The organism is Archangium sp., from assembly GCF_036388035.1.
In the GTDB taxonomy this organism is placed as follows: Bacteria; Myxococcota; Myxococcia; order Myxococcales; family Myxococcaceae; genus Archangium.
In genome coordinates, this window is sequence record NZ_DASVSO010000989.1 from 1 (window position 1) to 22,135 (window position 22,135).

Consider the following 22,135-nt stretch of genomic DNA (forward strand, 5'->3'; position numbering starts at 1 on the left):
CGGCGGGGGCTCACCCGGCACGGCACTGCCGTCCACCTTCACCTCCATGTGTCCGGCGCCGGGACCGTCCAGCCAGTAGAGCGAGAGTCGCGCGGGCGGGGTGGGGGCGGCGGTGCAGCCCTCGCAGAATCGCATGCGCAGGGAGGCCCCGGGAGCGCCCACGGCGCGGATGCCGCTCAGGCCCCAGGCCTGTCCGGGCACGGTGGCCTGCAGCGCGTCCTCCACCGTCCACTCGCCGGTCAGCTCGCGCACGACCCCCGCGGGCTTCAGTCGGTCCGAGGCCTTGCCCGCGGCGATGAAGCCGCGCCCCGCGTCGCCGAAGCGCTTCGTCATCGCGGTGCGCAGCACGTCCGTGAAGTAGTGCGAGGCCGTGTGCGAGGCGCCGATCTGCAGGATGCCCAGCCGCGAGCCCTCGGCCTTCTTCTCCTCCAGCGCGCGCATCCGCGCGAAGGTGGCGGCGAGGGCCTTGTCGGCGTCCTGGAGCCCGTGGGGTTCGGTGGCCACGCGCGGCGGATGGCTCGCGGCGTAGGCGCGCTGGATGGCCAGGTCGAAGAGGTGGCCCAGCAGATCCGAGCCCCTCGCGCGCGGGTGGATGAGGTCCTCGTTGAGCAGGCCGGCGGACAGCCAGCGGATGGCCGAGCCCTCATCGCCCATGGCGCTGAGCGCGTCCCAGTAGGCGCAGCCGCCCTCCTTGGCCACGTCGCGGAAGATGTCCGCCACCATGCGCGAGCCCCGGCGCGGCACCAGCTCGCCCCCGAGGGTGCGCACGGCCGCGTCGATGGGAGACCAGACGAGGCACGCGGCCTCGGGCGCGGACTCGCGCACCAGCTTCACGAGCTGCTCCGCCTCCTGCTTGATCTCCTCCGGCTTCGTCCAGTCACGCGAGAGGCGGAAGGCCTCGTTGCCGCCGAACATGAGCACCACCAGCGACGGCTTGCGCTGGCGCAGCTGCGCGCGGAAGTAGGGCCGGTGCGTGCGCAGGAACACGCCCGCGTAGGCGCCCGGCAGGCCGATGGTGTCGTACACCACGCCTGGGTTGCCGTTCTCCAGCGAGACGCCGTGCAGCTCCACCTTGCCGCGCGTCTTGAGCGACAGCGTCTTGGCCCCGGCCGGCAGCTTCACCTTGGCGATGGCCACCTCCGCCGGAGTCCAGCGCGTCTGCACGCGCTGCAGCGGCTTGCCGTCCGCGGACACCTGCACGGTGCCCCCGCCGGGCTGCGCGAGGAAGAAGATCTCCGCGGTGCGCGCGTCCTCGATGGCGAAGCGCACGTCCTGGGGGTCCTTGTTGCCCGCGACGAAGGCCACGCCGGTGAAGGGCAGCCGGTCCTTGGGGGGTGCGCGGTCGATGACGCGGATGAACTCCCAGCCCTCGGAGGCCTGGCCGGCGCGCACGCCACGGCCGGAGCGGGTGGGGCGGTCGACGTAGAGGAAACCCTTGCCGCCCGAGCCGTGACGCTCCTGCAGCCGGTTGCGCACCACGTCGTTGATGTGGTCCGAGGCGATGAGCGAGTCGCCCAGGTGCTCGACGCGGACGGGCTGGGTGCGGCTGCCCTCGCGCAGGGCCTCCAGCGCCTGGAAGAAGGGAGCCAGCCCGCTCTCCTCGCACCCGGAGGCGCCCATGCGCCGACAGCCCGGGTCGATGTCCGTGTTCTTCGCGCCCATCTTCTCGCGCAGCGCCTCCATGCGCAGGGCGGCGGTGAGCATGGTGGGGCCCAGGCCCGACAGCCCCAGCGAGTCGGAGACGGCGGTGGAGACGTCGGGGGCGGGCGGCGGCGTCCCGGCATCGGAGGTGCCCCTCTCGGCCAGCTCGGGCGCCTCTTCCTCGGGGAGGAGGGGCACCTCGGGGGCGTTGCGCTCACTGTCGGGCTCGACCCCGATGGCCTTGCGCTTGGCGGCGGCGCTCGACGTGGCGACGAGCGCGACGAGCTGCGGCACGGCCGGCCCCTTCGCGAGGCTGGGGATGGGGCGCAGCGCCTCCGGCACGGGGGCAAGGGAGAGCCCCACCGCGAGCGCCAGCGTGAGGGCGAGCGTCAACCCGACCGATGTGTGCTTGGACTCCAACGCGCCGGCATGAGACTGGCTTTTTGGGATGCGGTCAAAACTCCTGCCGATGGCTGATGGGTAGCCAGGCAGACGGACTCCTGGCGGGCGGCAGGCAAGGCGCTATCGTGCGCGGCCCATGACCCTCTATCCCGTCATCATGGCCGGTGGCTCCGGCACCCGCTTCTGGCCGCTGTCGCGCAAGGCGCGGCCCAAGCAGTTCCTCCCGCTGGCCTCGAAGAACCCGCTCATCACCGACACCGCGGGGCGCCTCAAGGGGCTGGCCTCGGTGAAGGACACCCTCATCGTCTGTGGCCCCCTGCACGCGAAGCAGGCGAGCAAGCTGGTGAAGGGCCTGCCGAAGAAGAACCTCCTCGTCGAGCCGGTGGCGCGCAACACCGCCCCGGCCATTGCCCTGGCCGCGCTGCAGGTGGCCGCGAGGGACCCGGAGGGCATCCTCGTCGTGCTGCCCTCGGACCATCACGTGGCGGACGTGGCCGGCTTCAAGAGGACCATCGCCGACGCGGCGCGAGTCGCCGAGAAGGGCCACCTCGTCACGCTGGGCATCAAGCCGCACCACCCGGAGACGGGCTATGGCTACATCCAGGTGGGTGACGCGCTCGAGGGCGGGAGCCGCCGGGTGAGGGCCTTCCGCGAGAAGCCGGACGTGGAGACGGCGCGGCGCTACCTGGAGTCGGGCGAGTACCTGTGGAACGCCGGCATCTTCGTCTTCCGGGCGGACGCCATCCTGGAGGCCTTCGCCCAGCACATGCCGGAGATGCAGAAGGGGCTGGACGCGCTGCGCAAGGCGGCGGGGAAGCGCACCTTCGCGGCGGTGCTCAAGCGCGTGTTCCCGAAGCTGCCCTCCATCTCCATCGACTACGGGGTGATGGAGAAGGCCACCAACATCGCGGTGCTGCCGGGGGACTTCGGCTGGTCCGACGTGGGCTCCTTCGCGGCCATCCCCGAGGTGCGCCCCGCGGACGAGCATGGCAACGTCGTCTCGGGCGCCGAGGCGGTGGTGGTGGACTGCAAGGGCTGCGTGGTGCTCGCCGACAAGCGCCCGCTGGCCGTGGTGGGCCTCACCGACATGGTGGTGGTGGACTCGGGCGACGCGGTGCTGGTGGTGCCCAAGGACAAGAGCCAGGACGTGCGCAAGGTGGTCGAGGCGCTCAAGAGCCGCAAGCGCGAGAAGTTCCTGTAGGGCGCGGTGCTGCGCGGGAGGCGGGGCCGGAGTCGGCCTCGCTTCCGAAAGTCTCCAGGAGGCTCCGACTGGAGGGAGGGACAGCCCACACCCGGGGTGGAGTGATCCGGAACTTCCGGGACCTTCGTTTTTTCATGCGTGGGTTTGGAGGAATTTACCGGCCCTCCTCCTCCTTGCGCGCCCTCGCGACGCAACTTCCCATGCTTGCGCCGTCGGCTCTCCGACGGAGCGGGGGCTGCACGGAGGTTGCATTGCTCCGCTTGTGCGCTGCCGTGCAGGCGAGCGCCGCTGGGGGGCGGCGATGGGTTGCAACCACTGCTTCGTTGATCATCCAACCGGTGCTCCGTGCACCCTGCCCGTGGGGCCTCCGTCTGACAGCGAGGCCCTGTCGGGCATGGGCTACGGGCCACTCGTCCTCGTTCGCAAGCTGGGCGCGGGAGCGCTCGGCGCCGTGTACCGTGCCGAGCACCCGTCCTCGGGTGCGCACTTCGCGGTGAAGGTGCTCCACTCGCACCTGGCCGAGAATCCGGCCGTGCTCAGCCGCTTCTACTCGGAGGCACGCCTCGCGCAGCACGTCATCCACCCCAGCGTGGCCCGTGTCCTCGACGTGCGTCAGGCGCCCAGCGGCCACCACTGCATTCTCATGGAGTGCGTCACCGGCACCCCGCTGTCGCAGCTGTCGCTGCCGCTGCCTCCCGAGGAGGCCGTGTTCCTGCTCTCGCAGGTGCTCGAGGGCCTGGAGGCCGCGCACGCGTCCGGCATCGTCCACCGCGACATCAAGCCGGAGAACCTCGTCCTCACCACCAACCGGGAGGGTGAGCGGCGCGTGAAGATTCTCGACTTCGGCATGGCGGGCCCCCTGGCCGCGGGCTTCTCCGAGGAGGAGCTCGCCGCCGGCATGGTGGTGGGAAGCCCCGCCTACCTCGCTCCCGAGCTGTGGGTGCGCGCCGAGCCGGATGGGCGCGCGGACCTGTACGCGCTCGCGGTGGTGGGCTACCGGCTCCTCACCGGCCGGCTGCCCTTTGGCGGGGGCGGGCGCATGGGCGAGATGCTCCTCGTCCACAAGCCGACCCGGCCGTTGCCGCCGCACGTGCTCGAGGAGCGCGTGCCGCCGGCCCTCTCCGCGCTGCTGATGCAGGCCATGTCCCTGCGCCCCGACGAGCGCTTCGTCAGCGCCCGGGCCTTCCGCTCGGCCCTGCGCGAGGCCATGCGGCGTCCCGCCTTCGGCTGCATCGCGCCTCCGTCCTTCCACGTACGGCTCGAGGACCCCCAGCGTCCCGGGCTGCAGCCGGTGCTCGTCAACGACGTGAGCGAGGAGGGCCTGCGCATCGCCAGTGACGGGCCGCTGCCGCGGCTCGGCTCCCGCCTCCGGGTGGAGCTGTCCCTCAACGGCTGGGCGCTCGAATGTGCGTGTGACGTGGTGCGCCTGCTGCCCGGGGAGGAGGCGCGCTCCTGGGGCGGTCGCCAGGGCTTCATCCTCCACTTCTCCGAGCCCTCCGAGGACGTGCGCCGGCTGGTGGCCCAGGCCCTGGCGCCGCCTCCTCCAGAGCCGACGCCGGATCCGGAGCTCGCCCAGCTGCTGTCCCGCGCCGCCGCGAGCAGCCAGGACCCCTACACCCTGCTGGCCATCCACCCGCACTCGGACTTCGCCGAGGTGCTGCAGCGGGTCACCCAGGCCCATCGCCGGCTCGAGCCCTTCTGGCATCGCCCGCTGCCGACCGAGCAGCGCAAGGCGCTCGAGTCGCTGCGCGACCGGCTGGAGATGGCCCGGCGCACGCTGGGCGAGCCGCTCGCCCGTGCGCGCTTCGATGCGAGCCGGGGCAACTTCCGGGGCGTGGCCCGCTGCCTCGTCGCCGGGGTGTCTCCGAGCGCGGTGGAGCGCCTGCGTCAGGCCTTCCTCGCCACCCGTCCGGGGGCGGAGGCCCGCTCGCGTTCGCTCTTCGACGAGGGCATCGTCCTGGAGGCCCAGCAGGTGCTCGACGCGGCCCTGGCGCGCTACACCGAGGCGCTCACCGTGGATCCGCTCAACCTCCTGGTGCACCGCTACTACCACTCGCTCGCGCAGCGCCTGCGCACGGCCACCGCCGAGGCTCCCGCGCGCCACGCGGCGCCTTCCCCGTGAGTGCTCTCCCAGGGCCGTGGACCTCCCGCCCTGGGTAGCCGCCTTCCCCAACCGGGCCCGTGGGCTTCCGTTTTCTCCCTGAAAACACCGGCCCCACCCTGGCGCATCAATTGCTCCTGGACGGGGTGCATGAGAATCGCGTTCCTCACTGGACTTCTCCTCCTCCTGGGCGCGTGCGACGGGGTTTCGAGCGACCCGAGCGACACGCGAGAGGACCCCACGGACCTCCACGACGCCGAGCCGCCCGATTCCGGGACGCGCCCCGAGCCCCCGGACGCGGGCAAGCCGGACTCGGGCTCACCGGACGCGGGCAAGCCGGACGCGGGCATGCCGGATGCGGGCTCGCCGGATGCGGGCAACCCAGACTCGGGAACTCACACGGGCTCGGGGCCCTCGCCCTCGAATCCCCGGTGGCCGGCGCTGCAGACGTCCATTCCCACCTACGAGCTGACGCTGAGCCAGGCGGACTACCAAGCGCTCTACGATCACATCCCGGATCCGCCCTCGCAGAAATTCCAGGTGAAGGGCCAGTTCCTTCACGAGGGCCGCACGTACCCGGTGGAGTTGAGCTTCCGGGGGCGCTCCACCAAGACGGATCCGCGCATCTTGAAGAAGTCCTGGGACGTGCGCTTCGACAACAAGGAGCACCGCTTCCAGGGGAAGAAGAACATCGAGCTGCTCGCGGCGTGGAAGGACTCGGGCTACCTCACGGAGAAGCTCTGGTACGACCTGGCCGCGAGCGTGGGCCTGCGCGTGCCGAGCGCCCGCTACGTCCACGTGAAGCTCCACATCGTCCAGGCCAACGGGAGCGTCGTCACGAAGTACGAGGGCGTCTTCACCGAGTTGGAGTCCCTCAACAAGGACTTCCTCGAGGCCCATGACTTCGACGAGGACGGGGACATCTATCGCTGTGGCATGCACGACTGCGAGATGCGCCAGCCGCCCCAGGAGTCCTACCAGGAGGAGTGGGACAAGAAGACCAACGAGAAGGAGCCGTGGGACCGGCTGTGGGACTTCCTCGAGGGCGTCAACCGCACGCCGCCGCACCGCTTCGCCGCCTTCGCCGAGCAGCGGCTCGCGCTGGAGGACTACCTCACGTGGATGGCGCTGGACACCTTCATCGCCAATGACATCCAGGGCGACTCGCGCAGCTACCTCGTCTACGACCGCGAGCTGGGCAAGTGGACGTACGTACCGTGGGACCTCAACAACGCGATGTCCCTCTACAACCGCACCAACCCCGTCCTCCAGGGCGTGAAGGGCGAGCACCCGCTCTTCACCTACAGCGCCTACGACGCGAGCGTGTACGAGCTCTTCGTGTTCCGCCGCGACGTGCTCGGCATCGCGGGCATGAAGCCCACGTACAGCACGCTGACCACGCGCATCTACGATGACCCGGCCCTGCGCGCCCGCTACGTCGCCCGGCTGCGCTTGCTCATCGACACCTGGTTCACCGAGGCCAACATCCGCCCGCGCGTGGAGGCCATGCACAAGCTGCTCGCCCCGTACATCCTGCCCGGCAAGGACGGCAAGACGGTGGACCCGTATGTCAGCCCCGAGCACGCCGCGCGCAGCGTCGACTACCTCCGCCGCTTCGTGCAGGAGCGCAACGAGTGGTTGCACAGCCACCTCCCCGAGCTCGAGGCCCTGGGCAACGGGCCGCTCGTCATCGACCGGGTGGGCCGGGACGCCTCCGGGGCCTTCTGGGTGCAGCTCTACAACCGGGGCAGTGCGCCGGTCTCGCTGAGCGGCCTCCATCTCTCGGGCCACACCCGGATGACGACCCAGTGGCGCTTGCCCGCCCTCACCGTGGCGCCCGGGCAGTTCGTCACCTTCCGCCAGGGAGCCGCGGGCACACAGGGGCTGGGCGCGACGATGAGCCCGGAGCGCCCCGAGGTGTCCCTCTACGCGCCCGATGGGATGCAGGCCCTGGACCTGCTGTGGCTGGCACCGCTGAAGCCGGGCGAGGCCTACGGGCGTCAGCCTCGCGGCGCCGAGTCCTTCGGCAGCCAGCCCGGGCCGTGAGCCCGCGAGGATTCATCCTGGGCGCGAGGGGCCCCTGCTACCTTCGGGGCCCCTTCGCCCTTTCTGGAGGTTGGTTTGGTCGAGATTGAGAGCCTCGCGGCATTCGAGCAGCACCTGGCGAGCGGGAGGAGCCTCGCCAACGTCATCCTGCAGGGACTCGACCTGACGGGGCACACCCGGGCACTGCTGACCGCGGACCTCACCGGCACCGTCTTCCTCGGCTGCCAGCTCGAGAAGGACGCGCTGCAGACCGTCCTCGCGCACGGGGCCATGGTCTTCCCACCCTTCTCGGGACTGCCCTATTCGCCCTACCGGGGGAGCCTCTACACCCCGGAGGAGCTGTACGCGGGCTTCGACCCCACACGTCCCGAGAGCTACGCGGACACGCCCGACGCCCGCATCTACGCCTACTGGAACGCGCGGGGCGGGGCCCATCCTCCCACGCTGCTGGAGATGCTGGCGCAGCGGCTCCATGACCATGCCATCACCGATGCCATGGAAGAGGTGCTCGCCCATCAGGGTCGCCCACGCAAGGTGGTGGCCATCATGGGGGGCCACTCCATGCGCAGGGGCCAGCCCGACTACCGCGCCGTGGTGGAGCTGGCCCGCGAGCTGGCGGGCCTCGGCTTCTTCCTGGTGAGTGGCGGGGGCCCGGGCGCCATGGAGGCCACGCACCTGGGCGCCTGGTTCGCCCGCCGGAGCGAGGCGGAGCTGGACTCGGCCCTCGCGCTGCTGTCCAAGGCCCCGAGCTACCAGGACCGGGAGTGGCTCGCGCGGGCCTTCGAGGTGCGTGCGCTCTGGCCGCTGCGGGACGAGGACCGGCCGGCCTGCGAGAGCCTGGGCATCCCCACCTGGCACTACGGCCACGAGCCGCCCAATCCCTTCGCCACCCACATCGCCAAGTACTTCGCCAACAGCGTGCGCGAGGACGGCCTGCTCACCATCGCGAGGGGGGGCGTCATCTACTCCCCGGGCAGCGCGGGCACCATCCAGGAGGTCTTCCAGGATGCCTGCCAGAATCACTACAACACCGTGGGCGTGGTCAGCCCGATGATCTTCCTGGGCCAGGAGTTCTGGACGCGCACGCGCCCGGTCTACCCGCTCCTCGAGCAGCTCGCCCGGGGGCATGACTACGCGCGGTACCTGCTGCTCACGGACTCGCGGGAGCACATCGTCCGGGCGCTCATCGACTTCGACCGGGAGCTGGAGGCCCGGGCCGCTCGCTGAGCAGGAGTCCTTCGAGTTTCCCGCCCCCTCGGCCCACTCCGAGTCACCTCGGGTGAGACCTGCGGTGCACCCGTGCGGGGAGGTCCGTTCCCGCGCGGGGCCTGGGGGGCCGTGATTTCCAGGGGTTGGCGAGACCTCGCTTGAATACCCCCCGGCCCCGCGCTTGTGTACAGTGCGCCGCCCTCCGACTCAGCCTCCCGAGAGGGCTTCAGGAAACAGCCTCATGAACGCGCACATCTTCCGCGAGTACGACATCCGTGGCCTGGTGGATAAGGACCTCACCGTCGAGGTGGTGGAACTGCTGGGCAAGGGACTCGGCACCGTGGTGCGGCGCAAGGGCGGACGCTCCATCGTGGTCGGCCGCGACTGCCGCGAGTCCTCCACCCGCTTCCGCGACGCCCTCTGCCGTGGCCTCACCTCCACCGGGCTCAACGTGCTCGACGTCGGCGTGGTGCCCACCCCGCTGACCTACTTCGCCGCCAACACCCTGCCGGTGGATGGCCTGGCGATGATCACCGGCAGCCACAACCCGCCCGAGTACAACGGCTTCAAGATTGGCGCCGGCAAGACGACCTTCCACGGCCATGAGATCCAGTCGCTGCGCCGGCTCATCGAGGCGCGCGACTTCGAGCACTCGCCCAAGCCGGGCACCGTGAGCGAGTTCGACATCATCACTCCCTACAACCACTTCGTCCGCCAGACGGTGAAGGTGGGCCGCAAGGGGATGAAGATCGTCATCGACGCGGGCAACGGCACCGGCGGCGCCATCGCCGTGCCGCTCTTCCAGGCCATGGGCTTCGACGTCGTCCCGCTCTTCTGCGAGATGGACGCCACCTTCCCCAACCACCACCCGGACCCCACGGTGGTGGAGAACATGCAGGACCTCATCGCGGCGGTGAAGCGCGAGAAGGCCGAGGTGGGCATCGCCTACGACGGCGACAGCGACCGCATCGGCGTGGTGGACGACCAGGGCAACATCCTCTGGGGCGATCAGATCATGATCCTCTTCAGCCGCTACGTGCTGAAGGAGAGCCCGGGCGCGGCCATCGTCGGCGAGGTGAAGTGCTCCTACACGCTCTACGACGACATCGCGAAGCACGGCGGCAAGCCGGTGATGTGGAAGGCGGGCCACTCGCTCATCAAGGCGAAGATGAAGGAGGAGCACGCGGAGCTGGCCGGTGAGATGAGCGGCCACATCTTCTTCAAGAACCGCTACTTCGGCTTCGACGACGCCGTGTACTCCTCGGCGCGCCTGCTGGAGATCCTCACCACCGAGAAGCGCACGCTGTCCGAGCTGCTGGCGGATGTGCCCAAGACGTACGCCTCGCCCGAGCTGCGCGTGGACACGGTGGAGGAGAAGAAGTTCGAGATCGTCAAGCGCGCCACCGAGTGGCTGCGCGCGGCGGGCCATGAATTGGTGGACGTGGACGGCGTGCGAGTGACCTTCGCGGACGGGTGGGGCCTCATCCGCGCCTCCAACACCCAGCCCATCCTGGTGCTGCGCTTCGAGGCCCGTACCCCCGAGCGGCTGGAGGAGATCCGCCAGCTCATCGAGGGCACGGTGGCGAAGATGCAGCGCGAGGTCGGCACCTGAGCTAGAGAGAGCCACCATGGGAACTCCTCACATCCTGGCCCTGTGCGGCAGCCTGCGCACGGGCGCCTTCAACAAGAAGCTGCTGGACCTCGCCGTGGCGGCGGCTCGCGCGCAGGGCGCCGAGGTGGATGTCGTGGAGCCCAAGTCGCTCGGGCAGCTTCCCTTCTATGACGGAGATGTGGAGGCCCAGGGCCTCCCCGCTCCGGTGAAGGAGCTGCGGGACAGGCTGGCGCGCGCCAACGGGCTGCTCATCGCCAGTCCCGAGTACAACTCCTCCATCCCCGGTGGCCTGAAGAACGCCATCGACTGGCTGTCGCGCCCGCCCGAGCGTCTCTTCCAGGAGAAGTGGGCGGGGCTGATGGGGGCCACGCCAGGTATCTTTGGCACCGCGCGCATGCAGCCGCACCTGCGGCAGGTGCTGTCCGCGATTGGCGCGCACGTGCTGCCCGGCCAGGTGCACCTGCCGCAATCGATGGCGGCCTTCAATCCGGACGGGAGCCTGAAGGAAGAGGCGCGGCACAAGGAAGTGGTCGCGCTCGTCACGGCTCTCGTCTCCAAGCTCAAGGGCTGATTGCCCGATCGGAGGACCCATATGCCCACGCTCGGAATCGATCTGGGAGGCACATTCGCCCGCGCGGCGGTGGTGGACGAGCAGGGGAAGATCGTCGCCGCTTCGAAGATTCCGCTCGCCGAGCGCAGCCCCTCCGCGGTGGTGGAGTGCATCGCCCACGCGGCGGAGGTCGCGGTGGCGTCGGCCGGCACGTCCGTGAAGGCCTGCGGCGTGGGCGCGGCCGGGCAGATCCACGGTGAGTCGGGCGTGCTGGCGGTGGCGCCCAACCTCGGCTGGCGCAACGTGCCGCTGGGGGAGATGCTCCGGGGGCGGCTCGGCTTCAACGTCCGGGTGGTGAACGACCTGTCCGCCGCCGCCTGGGGTGAGCTCAACGCCGGAGCCGGGCGCGGTGCCCAGGACATGTACACGGTGTTCGTGGGCTCGGGCGTGGGCAGCGCCATCATCGCCGGTGGCAGGTTGGTGAATGGTGGCGGTGGCGTGGCGGGTGAGCTGGGCCACATCAAGGTGGTGCCCAACGGGCGCCGGTGCGGCTGCGGCGAGCTGGGCTGCCTGGAGGCCTACGTGGGCGGCCACAACCTCATCGCGCAGACGCGCGAGCTGCTGGCCACCGGGCGCTCGACCATGCTGAAGGATCTGACGGGCGGAGACCCGGCCCGGGTGACGCCGGTGACGCTGGAGCATGCGGCGGACGCGGGTGACGCGGAGGCGCGGGAGATCTACGAGCGTGCCAGCCTCATGTTGGCCATCGCCGTGGCCAACCAGGTGACGGTGCTCAACCCGGCGCGGCTCATCCTGGGAGGCGGCGTGCTGTCGCACTGCCCGGGCATGCGGCGGCGCGTGCTGGAGGGCGTGCAGGCCTATGCCTCCACCACCTCGCGCGAGGGGCTGCTCATCACCGACGCCGAGCTGGGCGACGACAGTGGTCTGATCGGCGCGGCGCTCCTGGCGTGACGCCAGCTTGAGGGGAGGGCAAGGCTCTGCTAGAGGCCGCGCCATGCCCACCCCTCGCTCCGCCCTGCGCATCTCCTTGATGTCTGGCCTGCTGCTCGTGTCCGCCTGCAAGAAGCAGGAGGAGGCGAAGCCGGAGGCCGCCAAGCCCACCGAGAGCCCCGCCGCCGCGAGCGCTCCGGTCGCCGCTCCCAAGGAGAAGGCTCAGAAGGTGGGCCTGGTGACGGACGTGGGCGGCCGCGGTGACCACTCCTTCAATGACTCGGCGCTGCGCGGCCTGGAGCTGTGGGGCGCGGGCAAGAGGATGGAGGGCGGCAGCTACAAGGACGCCTCCGCCGAGGAGCTGAAGGAGACGCTCCAGCAGGACCTGGCCGAGCGCAACATCGCCCCGGTGGCCATCACCCCGGTGGTGCTGCAGAGCAAGGTGCCGGAGGACTACGAGCCCAACCTTCAGCTCCTGGTGGACCAGGGCGTGACCCTGGCCATCGGCGTGGGCTTCATGCTCGAGAACGCCGTGGAGACGGTGGCCAGGCGCAACCCGGATACGAAGTTCCTGCTCATCGACAGCACCCTGGCGGACGCCGAGGGCAAGTCCTACACCCTGCCCAACGTGCGCTCGGTCATGTACCGCGAGGAGCAGGGCAGCTTCCTGGTGGGCGCGCTGGCGGGTCTGACCACCAAGAACAACAAGGTGGGCTTCGTGGGCGGCATGGAGGTGCCCCTCATCAAGAAGTTCGAGGCCGGCTTCCGCGCGGGCGTGGCCGCCACCAACCCCAAGGCCACCGTGCTGGTGAACTACACGGGGAGCTTCGACAACGTGTCCGCCGGCAAGCAGGTGGGCCAGGATCTGGTGACGAAGGGCGCGGACATCGTCTACCACGCGGCCGGCTCGGACGGCCTGGGCGTCATCCAGGCGGTGAAGGAGGCGCGCGCCGCTGGCAAGCCCGTGTACGTCATCGGCGTGGACTCGGACCAGTCCCACGTGGCCCCGGAGGCGGTGCTGACCTCGATGATCAAGCGCGTGGACCTGGGCGTCTACGAGGCCGTGCGTGACCTGACCCAGGGCAAGCTCCAGGGCGGGGACGTGATGCTGGGCCTGAAGGAGGGCGGCGTCACCTACGCCCCCGTGCGCGTGGAGTTCCCGGGCAAGGCCGAGGCCCTCCAGAAGGTCGAGGAGCTGCGCGGCAAGGTCATCTCCGGTGAGATCCAGGTGCCCACGCACCCCTCGCAGCTCACCGCCGCTCCGGCCACGAAGTAAGGCCCGCGCCGTCCGGTGGCCCTCGGGCCCCGCTGCCTTCGAGGCGGCGGGGCCTTTTCATGGGTCCGCTCAGACCTCCTCGTCAGGCAGGAGTGTGCGGAGCAACTCGTCATCCGGGCCGAGCGGGCGCCAGCCGGGCGGTGGCGGTGCGGCGCGGAGCGCCGCCCTGGCCTGCCTGACGCGCTCCTTATGAGTTTCAGGGGTGTAGGCAGACCATGAGCCGAGCGCCGTGGCTACCTTGAAACGGTTGGCATCATCCAACACGGTCGGCCAACCGTCGGGGAGACATTCCCACAGTTCGCGCACGAGCTGTCCGCGTACCAGGCGTGTGAGCCGATTGTTCCGATCCGCCTCGTCAACCAGCACGCCAAACACCTGCGCTCCGGCGACCTCATCCTTGCCAAGCTCCTCGGCCAGCGCCACCAGCGAGGCGGTGGGGCGCGCCTCGGCGAAGGCTGTGAGCGAATCGTAGCCTCGTTCACGGACTCGCTCATACAGGCGGACCCTCCAATTGCCCCGCCAAGCACCTCCGTCAGTCATTTTCCTCTCCAGCGGGTGAAGTTCATTGGGAGGTTGTAGCGCTTCATGTGAAACGCGACTGTTCGCAGGATCTCACTCCGCGTCAACATCCGGCCAGCTTCAGCTTCGGCCTCGCGCAGCACCTCCATGATCATCTGGTTCCATTCACCGGGCCATTTGCGCCCGAGCTGCCAATTGCCACCGCCGTGGACTGCCTGATGGCTTGCCTGCTCCATTTTGACGCAGAACTGGTCGATGCTCATGTCGCCGATGAAGCCGCGCTTCTCGAACCACTCGCGGAACTCTCGCGGCAGGACGTGGTGCTCCGGCGGCTGGGCCATGCCGGCCCCGGCTCTACCCGTCTGGCGCATGCCCCGTACCTCGGGCCCGTCGCCAAGCGCGTCGCGCACGCCCTGCGGCAACTCGTCGTGCGATTGGGACATCATCACCTGGCCGGCGTGGACCCGGACGGCGGCGCTGACGACAGGAAGGGAGATGACCCCCGCTTGCACCAAGCGGCGCATCGACTCCACCCACTCGGCGGAGACGACAATCCGCGTGCCCATCATCACGCCATTGGAGCCCACCACGAGACCTACGCCGAGCGTAGTGGGAGCGGCTGGTGGTAGCAGCCGGGGCAGTGCCATCTTCATCGCCGAGGCCGTGGTGAGCATCTCGAGGAGCTCCTTCACCACCAGCATCTTCTCGAATTGCTGCGCCGCCACGCGCACGGCCTCACGGGTTGCGGCGAACTCGCCGGTGAGGTGGCCCATCAGCGCGGGGAGGTCGGCCGCCGCTGCCTCGACCTGCCCACGCTCCAGCGAGGCGAGTGCCGTCATCGAGGGCTCCATCAGCTCCTGTAACTGGCGCAGCTTCCTGAACAGTCTCTCCACGTCGTAGTAGGGGCATTGCTGGAGCACGACGTCGGCGAGGTTGAGGAAGTCGAGCCATACGGCGAGCAGAATGGAGCCCAACATGGCGGCCTGGAGCCGTGGGCCGGTGAGGCGCAGGAGGGCGAGCGCCATGTCCGGGTCATCTACCTCGGCGGCCGTGTTGGACAGCCTGGTGGTGGCGGAGAGCTCGGCGTCAATCCATCGCACTTGCTGGAGGCCATGGTCCACGAAAGGGACAAACAGGTCAGCGTAGCGTCCGCCAATGCCAGCCCTGCTGGTCTTGAGTCTAAAGAGTTCGCTGGCGATGCGGCGGGTGGAGCCCGACACGTCGATGGCGGCACCGAAGACCGCCTGACGGGCCTGTATGGCGCTCTGCCGCGCAGGTTCACGCGGGGAGGGTAGTGGGGAGGAGAGGGTGCGCGGAAACCCGTCGCTCGGCCCTTCGGCCAACGCGAGCGTGGTGGCCTCGCCCAGCGTGTAGTGCAGGTTCATCCCCCGGCCGGGCGGTGGCGTCAGCGACACGCAGCCGGTGGATAGCAGGGCCATGGCGAGCAGCAGCCCCGCCCATAGGGCCCACGACGAGTCAGTGTGTATTGTCCACCCCCAGGCTCACGGAAGCTACGGACTGTAGCTCTCCAGCCCGCCCACCCTGAAAACGCAACGCGGCGCCTCCACTCGGAAGCGCCGCGTCTGGAGGGCTCCTCCGCCCTGGCTTCTACGGAGTCGGCACGGGCTGTGGAATCTGCGTGCCCTGCTGCGCGGGTGGCACCGGAGCCGACGGCTGCGAGGGCTGGGCCGGGGCCGGCTGTACGGGGGCCGGCTGCTGCGGAGCGCTCGGAGCCTGCTGCGGCTGCTCCTGCTGTGCACCGGCACCACCGATGCCGCGCTCGATGACGATCTCCACCCGGCGGTTGTTCGCGCGGCCCTCCGGGTTCTTGTTGGAGGCGATGGGGCGCGACTCGCCCAGGCCCGTGGTGCGGATGCGCTCGCCGTCCACGCCCTGGTCGATGAGGTAGTCGCGCACGGACTCGGCGCGTGCGTTCGAGAGCTCCTCGTTGAGCTCCTCGGCCCCCTGGCTGTCGGTGTGGCCCTCGATGACGAGCGGGTTCTCGGCCTTCTTCAAGGCCTCGGCCACCTCATTGAGCCGCCGCTTCGCCGACGGCAGCAGGTCCGAGCTGCCCGAGCGGAAGAGCACGCTTCCGGAGAGCGTCAGCACGAGCCCCCGAGGCTCCTCCGACACGCGCAATTGCCGGATGTTGCGCAGCTCTTGCGCCACCTGCGCCTGGGCACGTGCGTCGGCCTCGGCCTGGGCGGCGCGCTGCTCGGCCTGGATGCGCGCCTGGCGCTCCTGCTCGAGCTGGGCGTTGAGCTGGTCCATGCGCGCCTGGGTCTCGGCGAGCCGCGCCTGTCGTTCCTGCTCCTCGCGCTGGGCCCGCGCCACCTCCTGCTGCTGTGCCGCCTGCTGTGCCGCCGCCTGCTGCTGCTGCTGAAGCTGGGTCTGCCGCTGCTCCGCCTCCGTGCGGATGCGCTGGGCCTCGGAGAGCTCGGAGCGTGCCCTCTCCAGCTCCTGGCGCATGCGCTCCTGGTCGGAGTAGCGGGCCGCGGCGAGCTGATGCTCGGAGAGCTGTCGCTCCTGCTCGACGAGGGCGATTTGAGCGCGGGACTCGGCGATCTGCGCCTTGCGCAGCGCGATGTAGGCCAGCGAGCGGGTCCGCTCCGAGTCCCGCTCACTCTCGAAGGAGCGGTTGGCCACGTCGAGCGCCGCGCGTGCCTCGGCGAGGTACTCGGGGCTGTACTGGGCCGCGGGCCCCGTGGAGGCCTGTTGATAGGCATAGCGCGCATCCAGCAGCTCGCGCGGGGTGCTCGCCGCGCACCCCACGATCACCGCGGCGCCAAGCACCCCCCACGTCAGACGCTTCCATCCCCTCATGACCTTGTCCTCCGGCATCGAGTGCTCGACGCGCCTTCCGGGTGTCCCTGGCTACTGCACCGTGTTCTGCTGGAGCTGCTGCACTTCCTGACGCACGCGCTCGGCCTCGGCGCGAGCCGGGGCCTCACGGGCCAGTGCCAGTGCCAGCTCCGCGTCCGCCTCGGCCCGCTGGAGGTAGAGCGCCGCCTGGTCGCGCTTGTTGGTCTCGAGCAGTCTGCGCGCCTCTCGCGTCTGCTCCCGGGCCCATTGCAGGTGGCGCGCCGCGTCCGGCACCTGCGCGGCTCCGGCCTCCTCCGCCTGACGGATGGAGACCTCCGAGTCCACCAACTGCTCGGTTGGCACCGGCCGTGCCGTGGTGGCACAGCCGACCAGTCCCAGCAGCAGCCCCGCGCCTACGAGTGCCTTTCGCATCGCTCCCCCGAGTGGCCGCGAGCGGGACCCCGCCCCGCCGTCCCATGCAGCCGTCGTCTCCGAGATGTGCATGGGGAGACAGGGCAACAAGCACAGGGCCCCGCCTGTCCGCTCGCACTCCAGGCGCGCGGAGGTGCCCCTGCTGGGGGGATTTCGGGCCTTGCCCTGGCGGGTGGGGCGGGGGGCATTTCTCGGGGCTCCCGCGCTCCAGGGTAGGTTGTCGGCCCCCCCGTGTACCCCCAGCTTCCCGTCCGTTGAGGCCGCCGTCGTGGCTGCCTCCAGAGGGGGGATTCACATGAAGGTTTCATTCCATCGACTGTCGTGGCGGAGCCATGCCCTGGCGCTGACGCTCGCCGCTTCCCTGGTGCCCGCGGTGAGCGCCGCGGAGAACTCATGCAAGGCGCCCAACGCCTACGTGCAGCGCAACCTCGTCGCGGACAGGCCGGGGTTCGCCGAGCACGTCGACCCGAACCTCGTCAATGGGGTGGGCGTCTCGTTCAACCTCGTGGGCAACGTCTGGGTCTCCGCCAACGGGACGGGCACCTCGACGCTCTATGACGGGGATGGCGTTCCCGAGGAGCTCGTCGTCGCCATCCCGACGGCTCCGGGCGGCACGGGCACGGGCAGCCCGACCGGCGTCGTCTTCAGCGTCTCCGGGGACTTCGTCGTCACCAGTGCCGGGCGCTCCGGACCCAGCCGCTTCATCTTCGCGACCGAGGACGGGACCCTCTCGGGCTGGGCCCCGGGCGTGGATCTCACCCACGCCATCCTCACCGTGGACAACTCCTCGAGAGGCGCCGTCTACAAGGGCCTCGCCCTCGCGGGCAACGGCACGGGCTTCCACCTGTACGCGACGGACTTCCGCAACGGGAGGATCGACGTCTTCGACGGCACCTTCAAACCGGTCACGCTGGCGGGCTCGTTCTCGGACCCGACCCTTCCCGCGGGCTTCGCGCCCTTCGGCATCCAGAACGTCAACGGCAACATCTACGTGACCTACGCGAAGCAGAACGCGACCCGGGATGAGGCGGTCACTGGCAAGGGACTCGGCTACGTCAACATCTTCGACACGAACGGCCGCCTCATCCGGCGGCTCGCTTCTCGCAGCAAGCTGAACGCTCCCTGGGGCCTGGCCCTAGCGCCCGCCAGCTTCGGGAAGTTCGGCGGCAAGCTGCTGGTGGGCAACTTCGGCGACGGCATCATCAACGTCTACGATCCGCTCAATGGCCACTGCGAGGGACGGCTGGAGCGGCCCGACGGGACGACCGTGAAGATCGACGGCCTGTGGGGCCTGAGCTTCGGCAACGGCGTGCTGAACCAGCCCACCGAGACACTGTTCTTCGCGGCCGGCCCGGAGAAGGAGACACACGGCCTGTACGGCCGACTCGACGCCACGCCGGCCACCTGCCATGGCCTGGCTCCAGAGCCCGAGTCCAACTGAGTCTCCATGAGCTCGCGAGGGACTCGCGCCGCGGTGCGACATGGATGGGGCCGCAGGGAACGCAACCCCGTGGCCCCATCCATTGATACACACCTGTGGCTTGCCGGAGTTTGCGCGTAGCCTTCCAATCGCTCCGCAATCCTGCGGACAGGATGGAACGCATGCGCCAGAACTCCCCCCTCTCGAAGAAGACCCGCTTCGGGTCCAAGCTGCTGCTCTCCCTTTTCACCCTCTCGCTCGCGGCGTGCGGTGTCGGCACGGACGTCGAGCCCCAGCCGGGCAACGAGGCCACCCCCGAGGTCTCCTCCACCGAGACCCCGCTCCTCACCGCGCGGGTGCGGCTGATGGCCGCCAACATCTCCAGCGGCAACTATCAGAGCTATGACCCGGGCAACGGCACCCGCATCTTCCAGGGCACCAAGCCGGACGTGGTGATGATCCAGGAGTTCAACTACGGGGACAACTCGGCCACCGCCATCCGGAACTTCGTCAACACCGCGTTCGGATCGACCTTCTACTACTACCGCGAGGGCGCCGCGCAGATCCCCAACGGCGTCATCAGCCGCTGGCCCATCGTCGCCGCGGGCGAGTGGGATGACCCGTACGTCACCAACCGCGACTTCGCCTGGGCGCGCATCAACGTGCCGGGACCCCGGGACCTCTGGGTGGTGAGCGTGCACCTGCTCACCGCGGACGCCGCCACGCGCAACAACGAGGCCACCAAGCTGGTGGCCTTCATCAAGGCGAACATCCCCGTGGGCGACTACCTGGCCATCGCCGGTGACTTCAACACCGACACCCGCTCGGAGAGCTGCTTCAGCACCTTCTCCCAGGTGGTGACCACCAGCAGCCCGTACCCGGCGGACAAGAATGGCAATGGCAACACCAACGCCACCCGCGCCAAGCCGTACGACCACGTGCTCGTGGACTCGGACCTGCGCGCCTACCAGACCGCCACCGTCATCGGCTCCAGCTCCTTCGCGGCGGGCCTCGTGGTGGACACGCGCGTGTACTCGCCGCTCTCGGAGATCTCCCCGGCGCTGAGCACCGACAGCGGCGCCGTCAACATGCAGCACATGGCCGTCATCAAGGACTTCGTCATCCCGGCGGAGTAGCACCGGGCGGGCAGGGGGCCTCCGGGTGAAGGACCCGGGCCCGGAGGTCTCCCCTTGCTCGCGGCCTGCCCGGCCCCCAAGCTGGGTGCATGAGCGCACGCCGCGAGCCGCTTCCCCCCGGGCCCCGGGCCCTGCCCGTGCTCGGGTCCGTGTTGGACTACGCGAAGGACCCGCTGGCCTTCATCGAGCGGTGCGTGCGCGAGTACGGCGACGTGTCGTACGCCGACTTCCTGGGCGAGCCCACGTACATCCTCCAGAACCCGGAGCATATCGAGCACGTCCTCGTCGCCCGCCACCGGCACTACATCAAGGACAAGCTCCAGCGTCAGTTGCTGGGGGGCCGCCTCCTGGGCAAGGGGCTGCTCACCAACGATGGAGACTCCTGGCTGCGCCAGCGGCGGCTCATGCAGCCCGCCTTCCACCGCCAGCGCCTCGCCACCTACGGACTGGTGATGGCCGAGCATGCCCGGCGCATGCTCGCGTCCTGGCGGGACGGAGAGGTCCGCGACGTGTACGCGGACATGATGCGGCTCACGCTCGGCATCGTCATCAAGAGCCTGTTCGACCTCGAGGTGGAGGGCGAGGCGGAGGCCGTGGGTCCGGCGCTCGGCCGGGTGATGGAGCACTTCGCCTCGGTGCAGTGCCTGGTGTTCCCCGAGTGGTTGCCCACGCCGGAGAACCTCGGCTACCGGGCGGCGGTGGAGCGGATGGACACGTTTGTCTCCGAGATCATCCAGCGCAGGCGCGAGGCGGGCGCCGAGTCGGGAGACCTGCTGTCGCTGCTGCTCCAGGTCCAGGACGAGGAGGGCAACCGCATGAGCGATCGGCAGATTCGCGACGAGGTGTTGACGCTGGCGCTCGCGGGTCACGAGACCACCTCCATCACCTTGGCCTTCTGCTGGCACCTGCTGGCCCGGCACCCGGAGGTCGAGGCCGTGCTGCACCGGGAGCTGGACTCGGTGCTGGGAGGGCGGGAGCCCAGGATGGAGGATCTGCCCGCGCTGGCCTTCACCGAGTGCGTCGTGAAGGAGTCCCTGCGGCTCTTCCCGCCCGCGTGGTCGATCAGCCGCGAGGCGGTGGCGGAGGACGAGGTGGGCGGCTGGCGCATCCCCGTGGGGGGGGTGGTGGTGATGAACCCGTGGACGGTGCACCGCGACCCACGCTTCTTCGAGGAACCCGAGACCTTCCGTCCCCAGCGCTGGGCGGATGGGTTGGAGCAGCGCCTGCCGCGCTTCGCGTGGTTCCCGTTCGGCGGGGGCCCCCGGCTGTGCATCGGCGTGGGCTTCGCGATGATGGAGGCGCGGCTGGTGCTGGCGACGCTGGCCCAGCGCTTCCGGGTCGAGCGGGCGCCCGACGACGAGGTGACGCTGATGCCCTCCATCACCCTGCACCCGAAGCACGGGGTGAAGGTACGGCTGCGCGCGCGGTAGCCCGTCCGGTTGGAACTCACCCCGGGGGCCCCGCGCGCTCCTTCGTCGACAACCCGCGCCGAGCTCGGGCGGGGCGCCTTACTTCTTCTGGCCGGCGGGCTTTCCCACGCCCGCCATGTCGATGGGGCCCTGGCTCACGCCGAGGGGAATCGCGCAGGGGTTGCACATCCAGAAGGAGACGAGCATCCCGTTGGCGCCCTTGCCGTCGTACCTGGAGCCGAAAAGCTGGGGTGATGCCTCCCGCTTGCAGGAGAGGCACACGTCTTTCTTCGCCGCGTTCTTCTGGGTGGTCATGGGCCAACCCTAGAGGATGGACTTAGCCGACCGCAATCTGGTGGCCACCGGCATCGTGCGAGCCGAGGAAGTGGGCCATCTGCTCGGGGGTGACGGCGCGCACGTTCGGGTCGGCCGGGTCGCGCACCAGGAAGTTGCCGTTGGCGTCCATGCCCGTGACGGTCACGAAGTGGCCGGAGGTGCGGCCCTCGTCCTGGTGCGGCGGCATGGCGTGGTAGTCGCCGAGCGCGACGACCTGCTTGCCCGCCTGGAGCTGCTGCGCCATCCACGACACGTCCGTGCCCTGGTGGATCTCCGCGTTGGTGCCCATGGCCTGGGCCATGGCGGCGATACCGTTGGTGCTGGTACCCGCGCCCGTCGTCCCGCCCATCTGGCCGAGGTAGTTGATGAGCTGGGCGTCCGTCATGCCCTCGCCGAAGCCCATGCCGCGGGCGATCATCGCCATGGCGGTCGGGCCGCAGTTCATGGCGCCGTTGGTGTAGTTGCCATCCGCGCCCGTGGGGCTGATCTGGCTGATGTAGGGCAGTTCACGGCCCACCGCGGGCTGGCCACCGGTGATCGGGGCGGAGCCGGAGGAGCCCGACACCGGCGAGGACGGGCCGGTCGAGGGCGAAGACGGAATCGAGGGAGCGGACGGCGCCGAAGGAGCCGAGGGCGCCGACGGGCTGCCGAGGTCCGGACCACCGCGGCTGGGCGCCGGGGTGAAGGTGTCGTCCCCGTTGATGCCGCCCGGGCTGGGCAGGCGCACCGGCTGGCCACCGTTCAGCTTGCCGTCCTTGAGCTGGGGGTTGAGGGACTTGAGCTGGTTGACGATCTCCTCGACCGAGCCCGGGAAGCCCAGGGCCTTGAGCAGCTTGGCGATCTCCTGGAGGGTGTCGCCCTGGTCGGCCTTGTACTTGTTCTTCTTGCCGTGGGCCTCACCGGAGCGCCCGGCGCCGTCCTGGTGGAGGGCCTCGGCCAGCCGCTGGAGCTTGTCCTCGCGGGAGCCGGCCTTGTGGGCGTGCTTGTTGTGGTGCGGCCCGTGGGTCTTGTCGTGGCCGTGGGCCCGGGAAAGACCTCCGTGGGCGGGGGAACGGCCAGCGCGGGAGATGTTGGACATGGGGGACCTCGGGA

18 protein-coding genes are annotated in these 22,135 nt (G+C 70.0%); 11 read left to right on the forward strand and 7 right to left on the reverse strand.

Annotation, left to right across the window (positions count from 1 at the left end; all coding sequences use genetic code 11):
- The coding region (locus VF697_RS40870; protein ID WP_331103831.1) for a GDSL-type esterase/lipase family protein at positions 1–2,034 on the reverse strand (2,034 nt) is incomplete at its 3' end.
- Between the two features lie 145 nt (positions 2,035–2,179).
- On the opposite strand from VF697_RS40870, the gene VF697_RS40875 reads away from it, so the two are divergent.
- The 8 genes from VF697_RS40875 to VF697_RS40910 all read left to right on the forward strand — a co-directional run bounded on the left by VF697_RS40875 (position 2,180) and on the right by VF697_RS40910 (position 12,989).
- On the forward strand, positions 2,180–3,244 hold the full coding sequence (locus VF697_RS40875) for a mannose-1-phosphate guanylyltransferase (protein WP_331103833.1): 1,065 nt from the start codon (positions 2,180–2,182) through the stop codon (positions 3,242–3,244).
- A gap of 358 nt (positions 3,245–3,602) precedes the next feature.
- Entirely contained in the window at positions 3,603–5,366 is a 1,764-nt protein-coding gene (locus VF697_RS40880) for a serine/threonine protein kinase (RefSeq protein WP_331103835.1), read from the forward strand.
- A gap of 129 nt (positions 5,367–5,495) precedes the next feature.
- Positions 5,496–7,391, forward strand: a complete 1,896-nt coding sequence (locus VF697_RS40885) for a CotH kinase family protein (RefSeq protein WP_331103836.1) — start codon at positions 5,496–5,498, stop codon at positions 7,389–7,391.
- A 75-nt stretch (positions 7,392–7,466) separates the two neighbouring features.
- Positions 7,467–8,618: a hypothetical protein gene (locus VF697_RS40890; RefSeq protein WP_331103838.1), complete on the forward strand. Its 1,152-nt coding sequence runs from the start codon at positions 7,467–7,469 to the stop codon at positions 8,616–8,618.
- Between the two features lie 223 nt (positions 8,619–8,841).
- Positions 8,842–10,212 (forward strand): phosphomannomutase/phosphoglucomutase, encoded by a 1,371-nt coding sequence (locus tag VF697_RS40895; protein WP_331103840.1) that lies wholly within the window; start codon positions 8,842–8,844, stop codon positions 10,210–10,212.
- 16 nt (positions 10,213–10,228) lie between these two features.
- Positions 10,229–10,783 (forward strand): NADPH-dependent FMN reductase, encoded by a 555-nt coding sequence (locus tag VF697_RS40900; protein WP_331103842.1) that lies wholly within the window; start codon positions 10,229–10,231, stop codon positions 10,781–10,783.
- 21 nt (positions 10,784–10,804) lie between these two features.
- Entirely contained in the window at positions 10,805–11,734 is a 930-nt protein-coding gene (locus VF697_RS40905) for an ROK family protein (RefSeq protein WP_331103844.1), read from the forward strand.
- A 43-nt stretch (positions 11,735–11,777) separates the two neighbouring features.
- Entirely contained in the window at positions 11,778–12,989 is a 1,212-nt protein-coding gene (locus VF697_RS40910) for a BMP family ABC transporter substrate-binding protein (protein ID WP_331103846.1), read from the forward strand.
- Positions 12,990–13,058: 69 nt separating this feature from the next.
- Here the strand turns inward: VF697_RS40910 and VF697_RS40915 are convergent, their stop codons facing one another.
- The 4 genes from VF697_RS40915 to VF697_RS40930 all read right to left on the reverse strand — a co-directional run bounded on the left by VF697_RS40915 (position 13,059) and on the right by VF697_RS40930 (position 16,742).
- Entirely contained in the window at positions 13,059–13,529 is a 471-nt protein-coding gene (locus tag VF697_RS40915) for an NUDIX hydrolase (RefSeq protein ID WP_331103848.1), read from the reverse strand.
- The gene (locus VF697_RS40920) at positions 13,526–14,947 is read right to left on the reverse strand and encodes a DUF2380 domain-containing protein (protein WP_331103850.1); all 1,422 of its coding nucleotides are present in this window, start codon (positions 14,945–14,947) and stop codon (positions 13,526–13,528) included. Before VF697_RS40920 ends, VF697_RS40915 begins: the two co-directional genes overlap by 4 nt.
- A 169-nt stretch (positions 14,948–15,116) precedes the next feature.
- Positions 15,117–16,331: an OmpA family protein gene (locus tag VF697_RS40925; RefSeq protein ID WP_331103852.1), complete on the reverse strand. Its 1,215-nt coding sequence runs from the start codon at positions 16,329–16,331 to the stop codon at positions 15,117–15,119.
- A gap of 51 nt (positions 16,332–16,382) precedes the next feature.
- Positions 16,383–16,742 carry a DUF4398 domain-containing protein gene (locus VF697_RS40930; RefSeq protein WP_331103854.1) on the reverse strand — a complete coding sequence of 120 codons (360 nt, stop codon included), beginning with the start codon at positions 16,740–16,742 and terminating at the stop codon, positions 16,383–16,385.
- A 295-nt stretch (positions 16,743–17,037) separates the two neighbouring features.
- On the opposite strand from VF697_RS40930, the gene VF697_RS40935 reads away from it, so the two are divergent.
- The 3 genes from VF697_RS40935 (at position 17,038) to VF697_RS40945 (ending at position 20,728) form a co-directional block, all read left to right on the forward strand.
- Positions 17,038–18,183 carry a TIGR03118 family protein gene (locus tag VF697_RS40935; RefSeq protein WP_331103856.1) on the forward strand — a complete coding sequence of 382 codons (1,146 nt, stop codon included), beginning with the start codon at positions 17,038–17,040 and terminating at the stop codon, positions 18,181–18,183.
- Positions 18,184–18,344: 161 nt separating this feature from the next.
- The gene (locus VF697_RS40940; RefSeq protein ID WP_414641452.1) at positions 18,345–19,298 is read left to right on the forward strand and encodes an endonuclease/exonuclease/phosphatase family protein; all 954 of its coding nucleotides are present in this window, start codon (positions 18,345–18,347) and stop codon (positions 19,296–19,298) included.
- 89 nt (positions 19,299–19,387) lie between these two features.
- A complete protein-coding gene (locus tag VF697_RS40945; protein WP_331103858.1) occupies positions 19,388–20,728 on the forward strand; it encodes a cytochrome P450 in 1,341 nt (446 codons plus the stop codon).
- Between the two features lie 78 nt (positions 20,729–20,806).
- On the opposite strand, the gene VF697_RS40950 is transcribed toward VF697_RS40945, so the two are convergent.
- Positions 20,807–21,022 carry a hypothetical protein gene (locus tag VF697_RS40950; RefSeq protein ID WP_331103860.1) on the reverse strand — a complete coding sequence of 72 codons (216 nt, stop codon included), beginning with the start codon at positions 21,020–21,022 and terminating at the stop codon, positions 20,807–20,809.
- Positions 21,023–21,044: 22 nt separating this feature from the next.
- A complete protein-coding gene (locus VF697_RS40955) occupies positions 21,045–22,121 on the reverse strand; it encodes a C39 family peptidase (RefSeq protein WP_331103862.1) in 1,077 nt (358 codons plus the stop codon).
- Positions 22,122–22,135: the final 14 nt, after the last annotated feature.